Origin of the sequence: Thiocapsa sp. (assembly GCF_022340925.1) — a bacterium.
GTDB lineage: Bacteria > Pseudomonadota > Gammaproteobacteria > Chromatiales > Chromatiaceae > Thiocapsa.
The window spans coordinates 16690-32649 of the sequence record NZ_JAJDNA010000079.1 but is presented as its reverse complement, the minus strand read 5'-3'; the positions used below and the strand labels follow the sequence as shown (position 1 = coordinate 32649).

Annotated in this window: 12 protein-coding genes and 1 riboswitch; of the genes, 5 read left to right on the top strand and 7 right to left on the bottom strand. The window is 66.7% G+C overall.

All coding sequences use genetic code 11. The features are described from left to right. Positions 1-63 precede the first annotated feature (63 nt). A riboswitch (cobalamin riboswitch) is annotated at positions 64-287 on the bottom strand. Positions 288-387: 100 nt separating this feature from the next. The 3 genes from LJE61_RS09790 to LJE61_RS09780 form a co-directional block, all read right to left on the bottom strand. After that, complete coding sequence (locus LJE61_RS09790; protein ID WP_296913051.1) at positions 388-1359, bottom strand: calcium/sodium antiporter; 972 nt, start codon at positions 1357-1359, stop codon at positions 388-390. Positions 1360-1883: 524 nt separating this feature from the next. Beyond that, positions 1884-2207, bottom strand: a complete 324-nt coding sequence (locus LJE61_RS09785) for a P-II family nitrogen regulator (RefSeq protein WP_296913054.1) — start codon at positions 2205-2207, stop codon at positions 1884-1886. 73 nt (positions 2208-2280) lie between these two features. Beyond that, complete coding sequence (locus tag LJE61_RS09780) at positions 2281-3291, bottom strand: sodium-dependent bicarbonate transport family permease (RefSeq protein ID WP_296913057.1); 1011 nt, start codon at positions 3289-3291, stop codon at positions 2281-2283. A 281-nt stretch (positions 3292-3572) separates the two neighbouring features. Here LJE61_RS09780 and LJE61_RS09775 point away from each other — a divergent pair, with 281 nt between their 5' ends. Further along, positions 3573-4172 carry a MarC family protein gene (locus tag LJE61_RS09775; RefSeq protein ID WP_296913060.1) on the top strand — a complete coding sequence of 200 codons (600 nt, stop codon included), beginning with the start codon at positions 3573-3575 and terminating at the stop codon, positions 4170-4172. Positions 4173-4283: 111 nt separating this feature from the next. Here LJE61_RS09775 and LJE61_RS09770 read toward each other — a convergent pair whose 3' ends face one another. The 3 genes from LJE61_RS09770 to amrS all read right to left on the bottom strand — a co-directional run bounded on the left by LJE61_RS09770 (position 4284) and on the right by amrS (position 8111). Further along, positions 4284-5660 (bottom strand): NAD(P)/FAD-dependent oxidoreductase, encoded by a 1377-nt coding sequence (locus tag LJE61_RS09770; RefSeq protein ID WP_296913063.1) that lies wholly within the window; start codon positions 5658-5660, stop codon positions 4284-4286. A gap of 24 nt (positions 5661-5684) precedes the next feature. Beyond that, positions 5685-6884: a hypothetical protein gene (locus LJE61_RS09765; RefSeq protein WP_296918278.1), complete on the bottom strand. Its 1200-nt coding sequence runs from the start codon at positions 6882-6884 to the stop codon at positions 5685-5687. A gap of 129 nt (positions 6885-7013) precedes the next feature. After that, the gene (amrS, locus tag LJE61_RS09760; RefSeq protein WP_296913069.1) at positions 7014-8111 is read right to left on the bottom strand and encodes an AmmeMemoRadiSam system radical SAM enzyme; all 1098 of its coding nucleotides are present in this window, start codon (positions 8109-8111) and stop codon (positions 7014-7016) included. 216 nt (positions 8112-8327) lie between these two features. Here amrS and amrB point away from each other — a divergent pair, with 216 nt between their 5' ends. Genes amrB through LJE61_RS09740 form a run of 4 tightly spaced genes read left to right on the top strand, consistent with a single transcriptional unit; the run spans position 8328 to position 12997 of the window. Beyond that, positions 8328-9113, top strand: coding sequence for an AmmeMemoRadiSam system protein B (gene amrB, locus LJE61_RS09755; RefSeq protein WP_296913072.1), 786 nt, complete (start codon positions 8328-8330; stop codon positions 9111-9113). Continuing rightward, a complete protein-coding gene (gene amrA / locus LJE61_RS09750; RefSeq protein ID WP_296913075.1) occupies positions 9091-9723 on the top strand; it encodes an AmmeMemoRadiSam system protein A in 633 nt (210 codons plus the stop codon). Before amrB ends, amrA begins: the two co-directional genes overlap by 23 nt. 38 nt (positions 9724-9761) lie before the next feature. Continuing rightward, on the top strand, positions 9762-12197 hold the full coding sequence (locus LJE61_RS09745; RefSeq protein WP_296918276.1) for a Lon protease family protein: 2436 nt from the start codon (positions 9762-9764) through the stop codon (positions 12195-12197). After that, the gene (locus tag LJE61_RS09740) at positions 12194-12997 is read left to right on the top strand and encodes a universal stress protein (RefSeq protein ID WP_296913080.1); all 804 of its coding nucleotides are present in this window, start codon (positions 12194-12196) and stop codon (positions 12995-12997) included. Before LJE61_RS09745 ends, LJE61_RS09740 begins: the two co-directional genes overlap by 4 nt. 3 nt (positions 12998-13000) lie before the next feature. Here LJE61_RS09740 and LJE61_RS09735 read toward each other — a convergent pair whose 3' ends face one another. Next, a complete protein-coding gene (locus LJE61_RS09735) occupies positions 13001-15781 on the bottom strand; it encodes an AMP-binding protein (RefSeq protein WP_296913083.1) in 2781 nt (926 codons plus the stop codon). Between the last annotated feature and the right edge of the window lie 179 nt (positions 15782-15960).

The following is a 15960-nucleotide window of genomic DNA, read 5'->3' as shown; positions in this document are numbered from 1 at the left end:
GGTGTTCGATCCGGCGACGGCCGAACGCCGCGACCTCCTCGCCGAGACGCACTCCCGCAGGAAAGGATCCCCGATCCTCTGGCCGGTCTCCGGGCTCACGAGCGGGGTCGAACCCCGACGCGGCGCCTTCCCATGATGACTCACAGTGGCACGGATGCCGCGTCTTGACTCGTCTACCGTTGCGGGGGCAGCGCCGGCGTTGCAGACCCGCGAGGGACCCGCGCACCGGCTTCCCGTTTAACCCCTCGGGCGAACACCCTTGAGGCACCGGAAGATCAAGCCCGAACGTTATGGTTATTTCGATGGTCCGGTCAATGCCCCGAGGGCAGGCTCGACGCAGATGCCTGACACGGATCAATCCGATGAGCGGCGCCTATGCGCCGCGTTTCACGGCCCGAAAACGGTGCTGACCAGATAACCCGTGTAACCGACATAGGCGATGGAGAGCAGCAATCCCTCGAGCCTGTTGATCCGACCCGGCCCGCGAAACCCGTACCCGAACACGAACAAGGACAGGGTGAGCAGCCCCATCACCAGCATGTCACGGGAGACCACCTCCGGGGGCACCGGCATGGGATGGATCGCCCCGGCGATGCCGACGACCGCGAGTGTGTTGAACATGTTCGACCCGATCACATTCCCGAGTGCCAGGTCGTGCTCGCCCTTGCGGGCGGCAATGATCGCCGAGGCGAGCTCAGGCAGAGAGGTGCCCACCGCGACGATCGTCAGTCCGATGATGAGATCGCTCACGCCTGCGGCATGCGCGATCTCGACCGCACCCCACACCAACAGGCGCGAGCTGAGGATCAGGAAGACCAGGCCCACGGCCAGCCAGAGTAAGGCGCGGGACAGCGGCATCCGGTGGGCCTGCAACTCCTGCGTCACCTCGACCCCAAAGGCGTCGAAGCGTTCGCGAAGGCCTTCCCAAATGCTCCAGCCGATCAGCGTGCAAAAGACCAGCAGATAGACCCAGGCGTCGAGTCTGGTGAGCTCGCCGTCCAGGAGCATGATCAGGGCGAAGGCGGTGACAGCGGTGAGGATCGGCAGCTCCTTACGGAGGACACCAGAATGCACCGCGATCGGGCTGATGATGGCCGTCAGACCCAGGATCAATGCGATGTTGGTGATGTTGGATCCATAGGCATTCCCGAGTGCGAGCCCGGGGTTGCCCTGCAGGGCCGCAAACGCGGAGACGACCATCTCGGGAGCCGAGGTCCCGAAGCCGATGATCACCATGCCGATCAGCAGGGGCGGCATGCCCAGATGCTGGGCCGTCGCGGCGGCGCCTTCGACGAAGCGATCGGCGCTCCAGACCAACAGCGCCAGACCAAAAACGACTGCGAGTGAAGGCAAGACCATCGGGAAGACAACACCAGATCGAGGTGGACAGGAAAGCGCCAGACTTGATCAGGTTCCCGTCCGGCCCCCCGCGGGGGCACCCCAGAGGCCCTCGCAACGGCGCCAAATCGCGAACGACCCGGAAAGACCTCAGGCGACGTGCCGCCCCGGCAGGCCGGCGTACCTTGTGCCGCGCTTGAGAGGCCCGACCTTTTCAGACGCTGAGCACCGCTCCCTGTTGGGACGCGTCCCTCGGCCCTCCCTAAACGGAACGCTTGTCCGCCGGGGGGGCGGCGAGCGGGGTGGCCGACACGATGATCCGGGCCGCATCCGACAGAGCGCGGAGTTTAGCAGCCCGAACAGAGCGTGTGAAAGTCTCGACCTTGCGTCTTCAAGCGCATCGGGGGGCGAGCCGGATCATCTGAGCGGCTGATCAGGCTCCCGGCAATGCCTGCGTTGCGGCCCGAAACCGCCGGGGCACCTCCCCTCACACCTGACCCGAGGATGCCGCTGCCGAAACGCTCGCCCGGACGCGAGCGTTTGTCTCACGCAAGCATCGGTCGCTCGAACTTCTCATGGCCGAGCACCGCGACATCGGCGACGAACACGGTCAGGTGGTAGCCTGTACCGATGAGCGCGTCCAGCTCATCGAGCAGGCCGGTCAGGCGCTCTGTCGGAAGGATGACCTTCAGGAGCAGATTGGTGTCGACATCCAGGTTTCCGGACTGCAGCCCCTCGGCGCCGGCACCACGGGCACGCAGCAGGGTATAGCCGCTGGCGCCGCAGCGGCGCATCAGCGCGACCAGGCGATCCTCAAGCACATCCGTGGTGATGACGGTGACGAGTTTTTGGGGGTAGAGTCGGTGCATGTTTGTTGGCTCCTACGACTCGCTCTGAACAAGGCCAATGGCAGTCTGGGCGGCGCCCAGCGGCGTCTGTTGGTCAGGTCCCGCCCGCCATCAACAGGGCCAGATGGTAATAGACCGGGATGCCGACGACGACATTGAAGGGAAAGGTCACACCAAGCGACAGGGTGAGATAGAAAGACGGATTGGCCTCGGGCACCGCGAGCCGCATCGCAGGCGGTACCGCGATGTAGGAGGCGCTGGCGCCCAGCACGGCGACCAGTGTCGTACCGCCGACCCCGAAGCCGAGGATGGAATGCCCGATCATCACGCCGATCAGACCACCGAGCAGCGGCATCACCACTCCAAACCCGCCGAGGACAAGCCCGACCCGCCGGAAGTCGCCGAATCGCCGCGCTGCCTCCATCCCCATCTCCAGCAGGAACAGGCATAACATGCCCATGAAGATGTCGGTCGTGAAGGGGTGCAGCGACTCCATTGCCTTGGGATTCGCGATAGCGCCGATCAGCATCGAGCCGACCAGGAGCACGACACTTCCGTTGGTGAACGCCTCGCGCAGGATCTCCGCCATACCGCCGTTGCCACGCTCTGTCCGCGCCGCGACGCGCTCGGGGTCCGCCGCAGCCAAGCGACCCCGGCTCCAGGTGGCGAGCAACAACCCGACGACGATGGCCGGGGACTCCATGACCGCGAGCATGATCAGCGGATAGCGCTCGTAGTCCACCCCTTGGCTGCCGAGGAAGGCGATGGCGGTGAGGAAGGTCCCGGCACTGACCGAGCCATAGTGCGCCGCGATCGCGGCAGCGTCGAGCGAGTCGACGCGCCGAGTCGCAAGCAGCAACCCATAACCGATCACCGGAAGCAGCAGACCGAGTGCGAACGCCCAGAACACCGCCGCCAAGGCCTCGCCGAGGTCCGCCCGCGCCAATTCCACGCCGCCGTGCAGGCCGATCGAGACCAGCAGATAGATGGATAGGATCTTCGCGAGATCCGGAGGGAAGCGCAGATCCGACTTGATCAGGCGTGCGATGAAGCCGAGTGCGAAGAACAATACGGCCGGGATCAACAGGTTGGAAAACGCGGACATCGAGCCTCCGTGGTCCCGAGCAAGGATGCGAATCGTCGGGACGTGACCGGAGGCTACCGCCGCGCCTCGCTCGCGACTAATCGATATTGTTGATTGCTCGGATCAGCGAAGGTCGATCGCTGCCGACGCCGACCGGCATCCAAACCCAGATGTCGGCCAAGCGCCCCGCGATGCCACAAGGACACGCCGCCGATCGCGCGACAGGCTCCTAGGAGCCTGTCGGACTTGGGGCGAGCGCGGTTTGTGCCGCGACTGGCGGGCTGCGGGGCTAGACTTATTGGATGGATCTGCTTTCCGCCGCCATCCTGCTCGCGATCATCATGGACCCGCTGGGGAACATCCCGGTGTTCCATTCGCTGCTCGGCCGTTACCCGCGCGCCCGGCGGATCCGCATCATCGGGCGGGAGCTGGTCATTGCCTACCTGGTGTTGGTGGGATTTCTGGCGGGCGGCGATGTCGTCCTGCGGTACCTGGGACTCGAGCAGCCGGCGCTCGGGGTTGCCGGTGGGGTGGTGCTCTTCATCATCGCGCTGCGGATGGTCTTCCCGGATCAGGAGGTCATCGAGCGCCGGGAGCTCCACGACGAGCCCTTCATCGTCCCGCTCGCGATCCCCATGATCGCCGGCCCCTCTGCGCTCGCGGCGGTGCTGCTGCTGGTGAGTCGTGAGCCGGCTCGCTTCTGGACCTGGCTCGCTTCCCTGACGGCCGCCTGGTGCGTCAGCGCCGCCATCTTGGTGGGCTCCGGGCTGCTGATGGAGAAGCTGGGCCCCCGCACCCTGAGGGCGCTGGTCCGGCTCACCGGGATGCTCCTGATCATGATGGCGGTGCAGATGCTGATGGACGGCGTGGCGGGGTACGTCCTTGAGCTGATGGAACGCTGAGCGCAGCCCAACGCCCGCGATCGCGCCCCCACGCGCCCTGCGCCGCGCCAGCTGGATCCGCCCCCGGGTGCAGGGGCGCGCGCCGCTGCAGAGCGGGCTGGCTCGACGCGATCATTGCGCTGCCTGTGCGCGAACCCGATCCAGGATGCCCTCCGCCGCCATCAGACCGTTGACCGCCGCTCCCACGATGCCGCGCGACTTCCCGGCCCCGTCGCCCGCGACGAAGAGGCCGGGGACGTCGGTCTCCAGATCGCGGCGGGTGGGGTAACGCACGTCGTAGAACTTGATCTCCGGCACATAGACGGCGGTCGATGGGTGGGCGACCCCGGGGATCACCCGCGCGAGCAGCTCCAGGCTCTCCTGGAGGTTGCGGACGATCCGCCCCGGGTACGCGAAGGAGATGTCACCCGGCGTGACACCCGGCCCGGGAGGCAGCGTCGGCAGCAGCTTGTCGAAACCCAGCTCAGCCGAATAGAAGGTCTGCGCCTTGGATCGCCTGCCGGCGATCAGATCACCCCAGCGCTGCACGATGAGACTGTTGCCGCCGCCCCAGAAGTTGGCGAATCGGGCCACCTGATGCCCCATCTCGGTGGTGTCCTGCACCGGCTCCGTCATACTGACCGTGTTCAGGATCGCGAAGTTCGTGTTCGCCGTCTTGGCCGCCTTGAGCGCGTCCCCGTTGACCAGACGAAAGCCGCGGTGCTCCTCGACCCGGACGTGTCCGCCGGGGTTGGTGCAGAAGGTGCGCGTGCGGTCCTGATGCGTCGGGGTGCAAAAGATGAGCTTGGGGTCATAGAGGACATCGGTGATCTCCTCGTACACGGCCGACGCAATTTCCACCCTGCAGCCGATGTCGATCGCGCCATAGCCGGTGCGCACCCCGAGCGCACGCGCCTTCTCCCTGAACCAGTAGGCACCCTCGCGGCCCGGCGAGCAGACCACGTATGGTGCGCGGAAGGCACCTCGACTGGTCTCGACCAGGAAACGGCCGTCGGGCGACCTCTGGAGGTCAGTGACCTCGGTCTCGAACAGGAAGGTCCCGCCGCGCTGTCTGACGGTGCCGGCCATGGCGCCCGTGACCCGGTGTGCGAAGTCGGTCCCCATGTGCCGCTGCACCACCGGGACCAGCTGAATGTCCCATCCCCCCTTGAGCGTGCGCCGACGGACCCAGGAGACCCGCTCCAGCCACCATTGGACGCGTGCCTCGTCCAGGCCATGGAGGGTCGGATCGGCGCCGTGATCCAGAAAGATCCGATCCACTTCCTCGATACGACGGGTCGCCTCCTCCTCGGACAGACCAAGCTCCGCCAGATCGAGGCCGATGTGCGGCGAGAGGTTGAGCTTGCCGTCGGTGGCGCCCCCGGCGCCGCCCGGCCGCGGCCTGCGGTCCAGCAGCAGAACCTCGAGGTGGCCCGCGAGCCGCAAGCCGGCGAAGAGGCCCGCCGGCCCGGCCCCGATGATGACGACGTCGACGTGCTTGGCTGACATGAAGGTGACCCCCGACGCAGGCATTCAATCCGGGTTCAGCTCGACCGATGGGAGGCGAAAGAGCGTCCGCTTGACCTCATCGAAGTAATCCGGAAGGTAGCGGTCCCAGAGCCGAACCGGCAGCCGCTCGAGACGGGCGTCGGGCGCGGCCGGAAGCGTAAAGATCAGCTCGAGCAGGAACTCGACATTCTGTGCGAGCTGACTCTGGTAGGCGTGCAGCCGTCGCTGGCGAATGATGCGGTCCTCGTGCATGCAGCGACCGATCTCGCCCTCGAGCGTCTCTTCGTAGTCCGAGTAGATGATCTCGACCCGGGCGCTGGGCTCTCCGCCAGCGATGAAGGCATCGAACCACCGGTTGGCGGTCTCGGCCCCGATGCCATGGTCCCGAAAGACCCGGAGGACCTTCGCCGGGAGCGCCTGGGCAAGGATCCGCCCCCTGTCCGGCGAATAGTCGACGAGCAGATTCACCGCCTGATAGTCGCCCCGATGGATCTCCCGCTCCACCAGTCGACATCCCAGCTCCTGCAGGACGCCGAGCAGACGCCCCTCGTCGCCCGGCTCGACGATGACCTTGATGCCGGCAACGTCGTTGACCTCGAGGTCATCGGACAAGCGGTCCGGTCCCGCCGCTCGGAGGCGACGCAGCAGCTCGCGCTCGGACCTTCGAAGCATCAACACGGGCGCTCTCTGCCCCTCACCGGTCTCATCGACCGGGCGGCCAAAACAGGCCTCCGGATCGACCGGTCCGAGCGGCGCCCGGCGCCTGATCTCCCCGTAGAGCCAGTCCACGACGCGCCGCGCCGATTTCTCGGCGAGCCGCCGGATGCGCTTGATGCGGCTGGAGCCGGCATAGATCCTCCTGCCGTCCCCCTCGACGAAATAGAGCCTGCCACAATAAGGGGTCTCTCGATAATACAGCCCCGGCTCGGCCCGATAGGCGGCAATCAGCCGATCTGCCCGCTCGGACGCACGCGGCAGGTGGGCGACCAGCTGGTCCTTGAGGTCACCCTTCGTGAATGAAGCTCGACTCGAGAGCCGGCTGCCGCGCAGCCGACGCAGGATGCCCTCGGCGAGGATCGGCAGATAGCGGCCCACGTAGACCGAGTTGAAGTGAACCAGCTGCAGCAGCTCGGTGGTGTCGGAAGGCTCGAGCTGATCGAGCATCCAGCGCCGGATCAGATCCCGGAGCGCATCGCGGTGGGTGAAGCCGGTGATGCTGATCATCGGGGTGCCGGCTCAGCTGGGAATGCCTGGCGAATGTCGCGATCCCCTGTACTCGTGTCGGAAGCCCGCCGAGGGCACCCTCACGGGGCGCCTGCACGCTCCGGGCTTTCCTTGCGGGTGTACCGCGACTCAGGCGGCGAAGTCGCGCAGACGCACCGGCTGGCGCCGATCACCCCAGTCGCCCGGCCTCTCCTCGAAGACGCCGGCACAGACCGTCCCGCAGCGATTGCAGCGGCCATCCGCCGTCAGGTTCCAATCGTAAAGCCGATACCAATTCCTCCCGATCAGCTTCTGTCCGCAGCCGTGGCAGTAAGTGCTTTCGCCGGCCTCGTCATGGACGTTGCCGGTATACGCATAGCGAACGCCGCTCCTCGACGCGATGGCACGCGCGCGCGTCAAGGTAGAGGCCGGGGTCGGCGGATGATCGAGCATCTTGTAGTCCGGGTGGAAGGCGGTGAAATGCATCGGGACCTCCGGCCCCAGGTGCTCGACAACCCATTCGGTCATGGCTTCCAGCTCCGCGTCGGAGTCGTTCTCTCCCGGGATCAGGAGGGTCGTGAGCTCCACCCACACTCGGGTCTCGTGGACCAGGTACTCAAGGGTCTCCAGAACAGGCTGCAGATGACCGCCGCAGAGCTTGTGGTAGAAGTCCTCCGTGAAGGCCTTGAGGTCGACATTGGCCGCATCCATCCAGTGAAAAAACTCGACACGCGGCTCGGGGCAGATATAGCCGGCGGTCACGGCGACGGACTTGATGCCGTGATCACGGCAGATCTTGGCCACATCGATCGCGTACTCATGGAAGATGACCGGATCGTTATAGGTGTAGGCCACGCTGCGACAACCCCAGGATTCGGCGGCCCGCGCGATGGTATCGGGGGATGCGGCGTCGGCGAGCGTGTCCATCTCACGCGACTTGCTCATGTCCCAATTCTGGCAGAACTTGCAGGCCAGGTTGCAGCCGGCCGTCCCGAACGAGAGGACGGGTGTGCCCGGCAGGAAGTGGTTGAGCGGTTTCTTCTCGATGGGATCGATACAGAATCCGGACGAGCGGCCATAGGTCGTCAGGACGATCTCGCCGCCCTCACAAGCGCGAATGAAGCACATGCCGCGCTGCCCCTCTTTGATCCGGCAGAAGCGCGGGCAGAGGTCACACTGGACCCGGCCATCGTCCAAGCGATGCCAATAGCGCGTCGGCACGACGCTGTTGGTCTGCTTGCCATTCATCGCCACCCCCCGCCCGGGCATTCCCGAGCCATGCTCATCATCGGATGCTTCGGCGAAACGCGCGTCGAGCCCGTCTCACCTTCAGTGTGGATGAGCTTGCGTCGATTGCAACTCGAACGAATGAGCCCCCTGAGGGATCTATACTTTTTGTGAAGACTGACGACCGGCGGGCGCCGGTGCTGAGCTCGCTGGCACAAGCTGAAGGAGGAACCACCCATGTTAGTGTCTCGACGACCCGCGGTGGCCGGGAGCTTCTACCCCGGCGATCCGCGCGAGCTCAAACGCATGGTGGACGGGTATCTGGCCGAGGTGAGCGCAGAGGACGCGCCCCCGAAAGCCCTGATCGCGCCCCATGCCGGCTATGTCTATTCCGGACCCATTGCCGCCAGCGCTTATGCCACGCTGGCCCCGTCTCACGCGACCATTTCGCGCGTCGTCCTGTTGGGGCCGGCGCATCGCGTACCCTTGCGCGGGCTCGCGGCGAGCAGCGCCGAACGTTTCGACACCCCACTCGGCTCGGTCGCTCTGGACCGCGCGGCGATCGACCTGGCGCTGACCCTGCCGCAGGTGAAGCTGATGGACGAGGCGCATCTGCTGGAGCATAGCCTGGAGGTCCAGCTGCCCTTCCTGCAGGAGGTGCTGGACCGGTTCCAGCTGGCGCCCTTCGTCGTGGGGGACGCCTCACCCGCAGAGGTGGCGGAGGTGCTCGAGCTACTCTGGGGCGGACCCGAGACCCTGATCGTGATCAGCTCAGACCTCAGTCACTACTATGACTACCGGACCGCGAAGCGGCTCGACGCCACCACCTCGGCGGCCATCGAGGCACTCCGCCCGGAGGATATCGGTTACGAGCAGGCCTGCGGACGCAACCCCGTGAACGGCCTCCTCGAGCTGGCGAAGCGCCGCGGCTTGCGGGCGCGGACCTTGGACCTGCGCAACTCCGGCGACACTGCGGGCCCGCGCGACCAGGTGGTGGGATATGGAGCCTATGCCTTCAACTGAGGCGCAGGGGACCTACAGCGCGGAGGAGCGGCGGATCCTCCTGGGTGTGGCGGCGCGGTCGATCGAGCATGGATTGGATCAGGGCGCGCCCCTGGCACCAGACCCGGGCGAGTATCCACCGGCCCTGCGAGCGTTGCGCGCGACCTTCGTCACGCTGGAGATCGATCACGCCCTCCGCGGCTGCATCGGCGTCTTGGAGGCCATCCGCCCACTGGTCGTCGATGTCGCCCGCAACGCGTTCGCGGCGGCCTTCGAGGACCCCCGTTTCACGCCGTTGACCCGCGAGGAGCTTCCGCGGCTGGAGATCCATCTCTCGATCCTGAGTCCGCCGGCAGCGATGCGCTTCAACTCCGAGGCCGATCTGCTCGAGCAGATCCGACCGGGGGTCGACGGCCTGATCTTGGAGGACCGCGGGCGGCGCGGGACCTTTCTGCCGTCGGTTTGGGAGCAGCTGCCGAGTCAGGCGCAATTCTTCGAGCACTTGAGGCTCAAGTCCGGCCTGCCGGCCGGCCACTGGTCGGACAGCCTGCGGGTCTCCCGCTACACCACCGAATCGTTCGGCGCCTCCATCCAAGAGGCCTTCCAAGACAGACCGGCAGAAACCGGCTAGCCTTCAATCACCCCGTCCTGTCCGCTCTGACCTCAATCATGGCCGTTGCACCCCTCAAACCGGACGATCTCTTCCGACGCTGCGATCCGGCGCAGTTCGCCTTCGAAACCACGGCCGAGTTGGAAGCGGGTGACGCCCTGATTACGCAGGACCGCGCCATGCATGCCGTTCGTTTTGGTATCGGCATCCGGCATGCGGGCTACAACCTGTTCGCTCTGGGACCTTCAGGGACCGGCAAGTACGCCTTGATCCGAAACGCGCTCGAGAAGCGCGCCAAAGGCGAGGCGGTCCCGCCCGACTGGTGCTACGTCTTCAACTTCGAAGACGCCCATCGCCCGCGCGCCATGCGTCTGCCTCCCGGCAAGGGCGCGGAGCTCAAGCGCGATATGGGGCAGCTGGTCGAGGACCTGCATCGCGCGATCCGGGGTGTGTTCGAGAGCGACGAATATCGCACCCGAACCCAGGCCGTCGAGGAAGAGCTGGAGGAGCGCCAGGAACGCACCATGGGCGAGATTCGGGAGTTGGCCAAGGAGAAGGACGTCATCCTGCTCCAGACGCCGACCGGGTTCACCCTCGCGCCGGTGCGCAACGGCAAGCCGCTCGGCCCAAATGAGTTTCAGGCCCTGCCCGAAAAGGAACGGGCACGGATCGAGGAGGACATCAACAGTCTGCAAACCGAGATGCGCAAGGCCTTGCACCAGATGCCGCTCTGGAAGAAGCATTCGGATGAGCAGATCGAGGAGTTGAATCGGGAGATGGCGGCCGCCGCGATCCAGAGCCTGGTGGAAGCACTGTGCGAGAAATACGGTGAGCTCCCGGCGGTGGTCGACTACCTGCGACAGGTTGAGCGGGACGTGGTCGACAACTTTCGCCAGTTTCTGCCTGAACAGGACAAGCGCCCACCGCTGCTCGGCATGTGGATGCCACCCAGCGGCGACGGACAACCTTGGAACCACCGCTATCGGATCAACGTGCTGCTGGGGCACGACAAGAACGGCGGCGCCCCGGTGGTCTACGCCGACCTGCCCGCCCATCATCAGCTGGTTGGGCGAATCGAGCACCGCGCGCACCTCGGAGCGTTGGAGACGGACTTCACCATGATCCGGGCCGGCGCCCTGCATCAGGCAAACGGCGGTTATCTCATCGTCGACGCCCTCAAGCTGCTGCTCCAACCCTTCGCGTGGGAGACATTGAAACGTCTCCTGCAGGCGCGCGAGATCCGCATCGAGTCGCTCGCCCAGATCACCAGCCTGATCAGCACCCTGTCCCTGGAGCCCGAGCCCATCCCGCTGGATGTCAAGGTCGTCATGCTCGGCGAGCGCCACATCTACTACCTGCTGTATCAGCTGGACCCCGAGTTCAGCGAGCTCTTCAAGGTCGCGGTTGATTTCGACGAGGAGGTCGAGCGGGGGCCCGAGAACGACCTGGTCTATGCCCGTTTCGTGGCCTCCGAGGTGCGGCGCGCTGGGCTGCGTCACTTCGATCGCGCGGCCGTCGCCCGTGTGATCGAGCAGAGCGCCCGCCTGGCTGACGACAACGAGCGCCTCACCAGCCACATGCGCTCCATCGGGGACCTGGTGCGCGAGGCGGACTACTGGGCCGGGACGGCCGGCCGAGAGACGATCACCGCCGCGGATGTCCAGCGCGCCGTCGACGCCCAGATCGAACGTGCCGATCGGATCAGCCGGCGCCTGCGCGAGGAGACGACGCGCGGGACGATCCTGATCGAGACCGCCGGGGAGCGTGTCGGTCAGGTCAATGGGCTCGCCGTCATGACGCTGGGTGGGTTTTCATTCGGACATCCCACGCGGATCACCGCGCGGGTGCGTCTCGGCGAGGGCGAGGTGATCGACATCGAGCGCGAGGTCAAGCTGGGAGGCCCCCTGCATTCCAAGGGCGTCCTGATCCTCCAGGGGTTCATCGCCGGGCGCTACGCGCTCGACTACCCACTGTCTCTCTCGGCGAGTCTGGTCTTCGAGCAGTCCTATGGCGGTATCGAGGGCGACAGCGCCTCGGCGGCAGAGCTCTTCGCCCTGCTCTCCGCGCTCGCAGATCGGCCGATCCGCCAGTCACTCGCGGTCACCGGCTCGGTGAATCAGCTTGGCGAGATCCAGGCGATCGGCGGGGTCAACGAGAAGATCGAGGGCTTCTACGACACCTGTGCGGCACGCGGACCGCTGGACGGACAAGGGGTCCTGATTCCCGCCTCGAACGTCAAGCATCTGATGCTGCGTGCCGATATCCGCGAGGCGGTCGAGCAAGGCCGCTTTGGGATCTACCCGATCGAGACCGTGGACGAGGGGATCGAGATCCTGACCGGGACACAGGCCGGCGCGCGCGGCTCGGATGGCTGCTTCCCGGATCGCAGCGTCAACCAGCGTGTCGATGACCGTCTGATCGGTTTCTCCAAGCGGCTGACCGAGCTGCAGTCGCGCGAGGGCAAGGGCGAGTCGAACGAGGGAGCCGGCGAATGAGCACCGAAGGCAGCGGAAGGCGTGTCCGCCGCATCGCCGTCGCCCTGGACGCCTCCCCGCACAGCCTGGGGGGTCTGGAGCTGGCCGCCGGGATCGCGGTTGCTCTCGATGCCGAGCTCGAGGGCGTGTTCGTGGAGGACACCGATCTGCTTCGCACGGCCGGGCTGCCCTTTTTGCGCGAGTTCCGCACGGCGACACTCTGCGAGAGCGCATTGGATGCCGAACGGCTCCAGCGCGAGCTGCGGGCGGCCGCCAGGCGCGTGCGCGAGCATCTGGAGCACTCCGCCGCCGAGTTGGGGCTCGCCTGGTCGTTTCGGGTCTGGCGCGGCGATCTCGAGGCCGAGATCCTCGGGGCGGCCCGCGGTGCCGAGCTCTTCGCCCTCGGCCGCATCGGGCGCTTCGCCCCCTTGCGACGCTCTCGGTCGCCGGCGGCGAAATCGCGCACCGATGTCCTCGTCGTGGGCGTCCTCTTCAACCGGAGCGCGGCGGCGGCGCGCGCCCTCTCGATCGCGGGGGAGGTGGGGATTCGACACCCCGTGAGCCTCGTCGTCGTCCTTCAGCCGGAGGCGCCCTCCGAGACGGCGATGCTGCGCACCAAGGCGCTCGAGCAGCTCGGCCCGATGCGCGATCAGGCGCGGATCGTCACCCTCGGCGGCGCGGACGCGGCGCGTCTCGCGGCGCTGGTCAAGGACTTCGGCATCGACATGCTCATCCTCGACGACACCAACCCCATCCTCACCCAAACCCCGCTCTGGACCAGTCTCGAGAGACTCGGGTGCCCGGTGGTGATCGGCCGTTGAGAATCAGGTCGCCGATGGCTCGTCCAACTGATCCGCGATGAAGGCACGGGCCTGATCGCGCAAACGGATCGCGGCCTCCCAGTCGCTGCCGACGGGCTGAATGGGGGGCCCGATGATCACCTCGGCGCGGCCTGGACGCGGCGAGAAGCTGTCTCCCCGCATCAGTTCGCGGGTCCCGCGCAGGGCGGCCGGCACGATCGGAGCACCGGCCGCAGCGGCAGCGGCAAAGGCGCCCATCCGGAACGGCAGCAGCCCGGGCTGCTCGCGGAAGGTCCCCTCCGGAAAGAAGCCCAGGGTTGCCCCGCCAGCGAGCACCTCGGTCAGACGTGTGGACTCGTCACTGCCGGCCTGGGGATCGAAGCGATCCACGAAATGGGCATCCATGTTGCGCAGGAATGCGGCCACGAACGGATTGGCGACCAACTCGCGTTTGGCGACGAAGCCGATCGGTCGCTCCACGGCCTCGACCAGGGCGAGCGCATCCAGGTAGCTCTCATGATTCGCGACCAGGACGAACGGGACTCCCGCAGCCGGAAGATGCTCTCGACCCTCGACGCTGAGTCCCACGAAGGCCAGCCGCCGCAGCAGGCGAATCCCCGCGCGGACCATAGGCCAACGCCAGACCGCACGTGGGCTGATCATCACCCCAATCCAAAACCAGGGTGCGATCAGCCAGAAGAGCACCCAAGCATAGCCGGCGTAGAGGACTTCAGGCAGACGCCCCAGGCGTGAACGCACTCCCGACCCCGCGACCCGAAGCAACTGCCAGAGCGGACGCCGCGGCTGCTCCGACAGCCGGCCGGCGAGATAGCGGTCGCGGGTGGCGGCGCGTCTGAGCTTGCCGCTCGAGGTCTTGAGCACCGCGCGCGGGGGCACCAACATGAGCTCGTCCGGAGGCAGGCCGAGGACGTCGGTGGCGCGCCGCCGTAACTGATGGGCCAGCGCGGTGCGACGTGCCGGGTCACGCTCCTTGCTCTCCGCCAGAATGACGAGCCGCTCGCTTCCAAGGACCGGGTCCGTGGCGGCAAAGGCGACGACACAGCCCTTACGCACCCCATCGACCTCGCCGAGTGCCTGCTCGACCTCATAGGGGTAGATATTGCGCCCGCCCCGGATGATCACGTCCTTGACCCGCCCGGTCAGATGGACATCCCCCGCGGCCAAGTAGGCGCGGTCACCGGTCGAGAGCCAACCGTCTCGGATCAGTGCCTGTGTGGCTTTCGGGTTGCGATAGTAACCCTGCGTCGCGGATGGACCTTGGAACTCGAGCAGCCCCTCATGGCGCTCCGGCCGCTCCCGCCCGGCCTCATCGACGATCCGCACCCGATAACCGGGCAGTGGACGCCCGCAGGCGACGACCTCCATGGCCTGCGGGTCGTCGCAGCTCACCGCGAGGGCATGCCCCGAGCGTGCGAACCGCTCGCGATCGATGCAGTCGATCCGCGGCCCACGGTTGGGCGGCGGAAACGCGAGTCCGACCGCCGCTTCTGCCAGGCCGTAGACCGGGGCGAGTGCTTCAGGCCGCAGACCGTAAGGGGCAAAGCGCACGGCAAAACGGCGCAAGGTCTCGGGGCTCACGGGTTCTGCGCCATTCAAGGCCCATCGCCAATGACTGAGGTCCAGGCCCTCGAGCTGAGCGTCGGCGATGCGGGTCAAGCAGAGCTCATAGCCGAAGTTCGGCGCCGCGGAGAGTGTGCCTCGATGACGGTGGATCGCTTGGAGCCACCGGATCGGACGCGCCAGGAAGGCCAAGGGCGAGATCGAAATCAGGGGCAGTCCGTAGTAGAGACTCCCGAGCCAGGCGCCGATGAGGCCCATGTCGTGATAGAGCGGCAACCAGCTCACGAAGACGTCCTCCGGTGCGACCTGCACCACCTCACCCATGGCGCGGATGTTGGCGAGGAGGTCGGCGTGGGTGAGGATGACGCCCTTCGGGTCACCCGTGCTGCCGGATGTGTACTGCAGAAAGGCGATGTCGTCGGCCCTGGGAAGAGCGGGTGTCTGGCTCGGGACCTCCTCCTCGAGCCCGTCCAGTGTCAGGATCCCGCGCAGCGAGCGGACCTGAACCCGCAGGAGTCGCCCGATGGCGCGCGCCTCCGGAACCGTGATCAGAAACGCCGCACCGGCGTTCTCCAGGATCCCCGCGTGACGGCGAAGGTGCTCTTCGATCTGCTGGGGGCGGGTCGGCGGGTAAATGGGCACGGGAATCCCGCCCGCCATGAGGGCGCCGAAGAAGCTGCAGAAATAACCGGAGCCCGTCGGAAGCATCAGCGCCACCGTGCCGCCCGGCTGCAGACCGGCGCGCTGAAGGCGGGCCGCGACCCTCGTGGCGCCGTCGGCGAGTCCTCGGTAGCTGATGGGCTGCTGCTCCCCCTCCGTGCCCTCAAGGAGGATATGCGTGCGATCCTGATGGCGATCCAAGTGCCACTGGAGGGCATCCAGGAGCGTCGTGGCGGAGGCCGGATTGCCCTCGGCGGCCTGCTGAGGCGAGATGGTGGCTTGCACAAACCGGCCACTGCTGCCGCGCCCCGCGCGCACCAACTCGAGCAGGTCCCGGACGGTGGCCGCCAGCAATGCCTGGTCCGACAAGGTGATCCCAAGCCCCCTCTCGATGCGGGAGATCAGCTCCGAGCGACTCAGGCTATCGAGTCCCAGGTCAGCCTCCATGCGGGTGTCCGGCCCGATGCCCCCCGGCGGCTCAGGAATCCGCGACTCGCGTGCGAAGCCCTCGAGGATCGACAGCACTGTCTGGGCCTGCCGGCCCTCGTCCCTCGTCGTGTTCATAGCTGATTCCGAGCAGGTGGAGCAGGATGCTGAGCGGTTTGATCAGGCCGGGCAGATGCGCTGCACCGGTCGTCGGCCAGCTGACCCGACTATGCCCCCGGCCTTCTCCGGCGGCAAGCCGAACCCTGCGGCAAAGGCGCAGCAACGCCCGCATCCTTTGCCCTTTCGAGCGCCGATCC

What these genes read in the sequence shown, in the direction of transcription:
- amrA (WP_296913075.1), top strand. Translation starts at nt 9,091, where the DNA reads ATGGAGCCTATGCCTTCAACTGAGGCGCAGGGGACCTACAGCGCGGAG.
- LJE61_RS09780 (WP_296913057.1), bottom strand. Translation starts at nt 3,291, where the DNA reads ATGTCCGCGTTTTCCAACCTGTTGATCCCGGCCGTATTGTTCTTCGCA.
- amrB (WP_296913072.1), top strand. Translation starts at nt 8,328, where the DNA reads ATGTTAGTGTCTCGACGACCCGCGGTGGCCGGGAGCTTCTACCCCGGC.
- amrS (WP_296913069.1), bottom strand. Translation starts at nt 8,111, where the DNA reads ATGAATGGCAAGCAGACCAACAGCGTCGTGCCGACGCGCTATTGGCAT.
- LJE61_RS09770 (WP_296913063.1), bottom strand. Translation starts at nt 5,660, where the DNA reads ATGTCAGCCAAGCACGTCGACGTCGTCATCATCGGGGCCGGGCCGGCG.
- LJE61_RS09735 (WP_296913083.1), bottom strand. Translation starts at nt 15,781, where the DNA reads ATGAACACGACGAGGGACGAGGGCCGGCAGGCCCAGACAGTGCTGTCG.
- LJE61_RS09740 (WP_296913080.1), top strand. Translation starts at nt 12,194, where the DNA reads ATGAGCACCGAAGGCAGCGGAAGGCGTGTCCGCCGCATCGCCGTCGCC.
- LJE61_RS09790 (WP_296913051.1), bottom strand. Translation starts at nt 1,359, where the DNA reads ATGGTCTTGCCTTCACTCGCAGTCGTTTTTGGTCTGGCGCTGTTGGTC.
- LJE61_RS09785 (WP_296913054.1), bottom strand. Translation starts at nt 2,207, where the DNA reads ATGCACCGACTCTACCCCCAAAAACTCGTCACCGTCATCACCACGGAT.
- LJE61_RS09745 (WP_296918276.1), top strand. Translation starts at nt 9,762, where the DNA reads ATGGCCGTTGCACCCCTCAAACCGGACGATCTCTTCCGACGCTGCGAT.
- LJE61_RS09765 (WP_296918278.1), bottom strand. Translation starts at nt 6,884, where the DNA reads ATGATCAGCATCACCGGCTTCACCCACCGCGATGCGCTCCGGGATCTG.
- LJE61_RS09775 (WP_296913060.1), top strand. Translation starts at nt 3,573, where the DNA reads ATGGATCTGCTTTCCGCCGCCATCCTGCTCGCGATCATCATGGACCCG.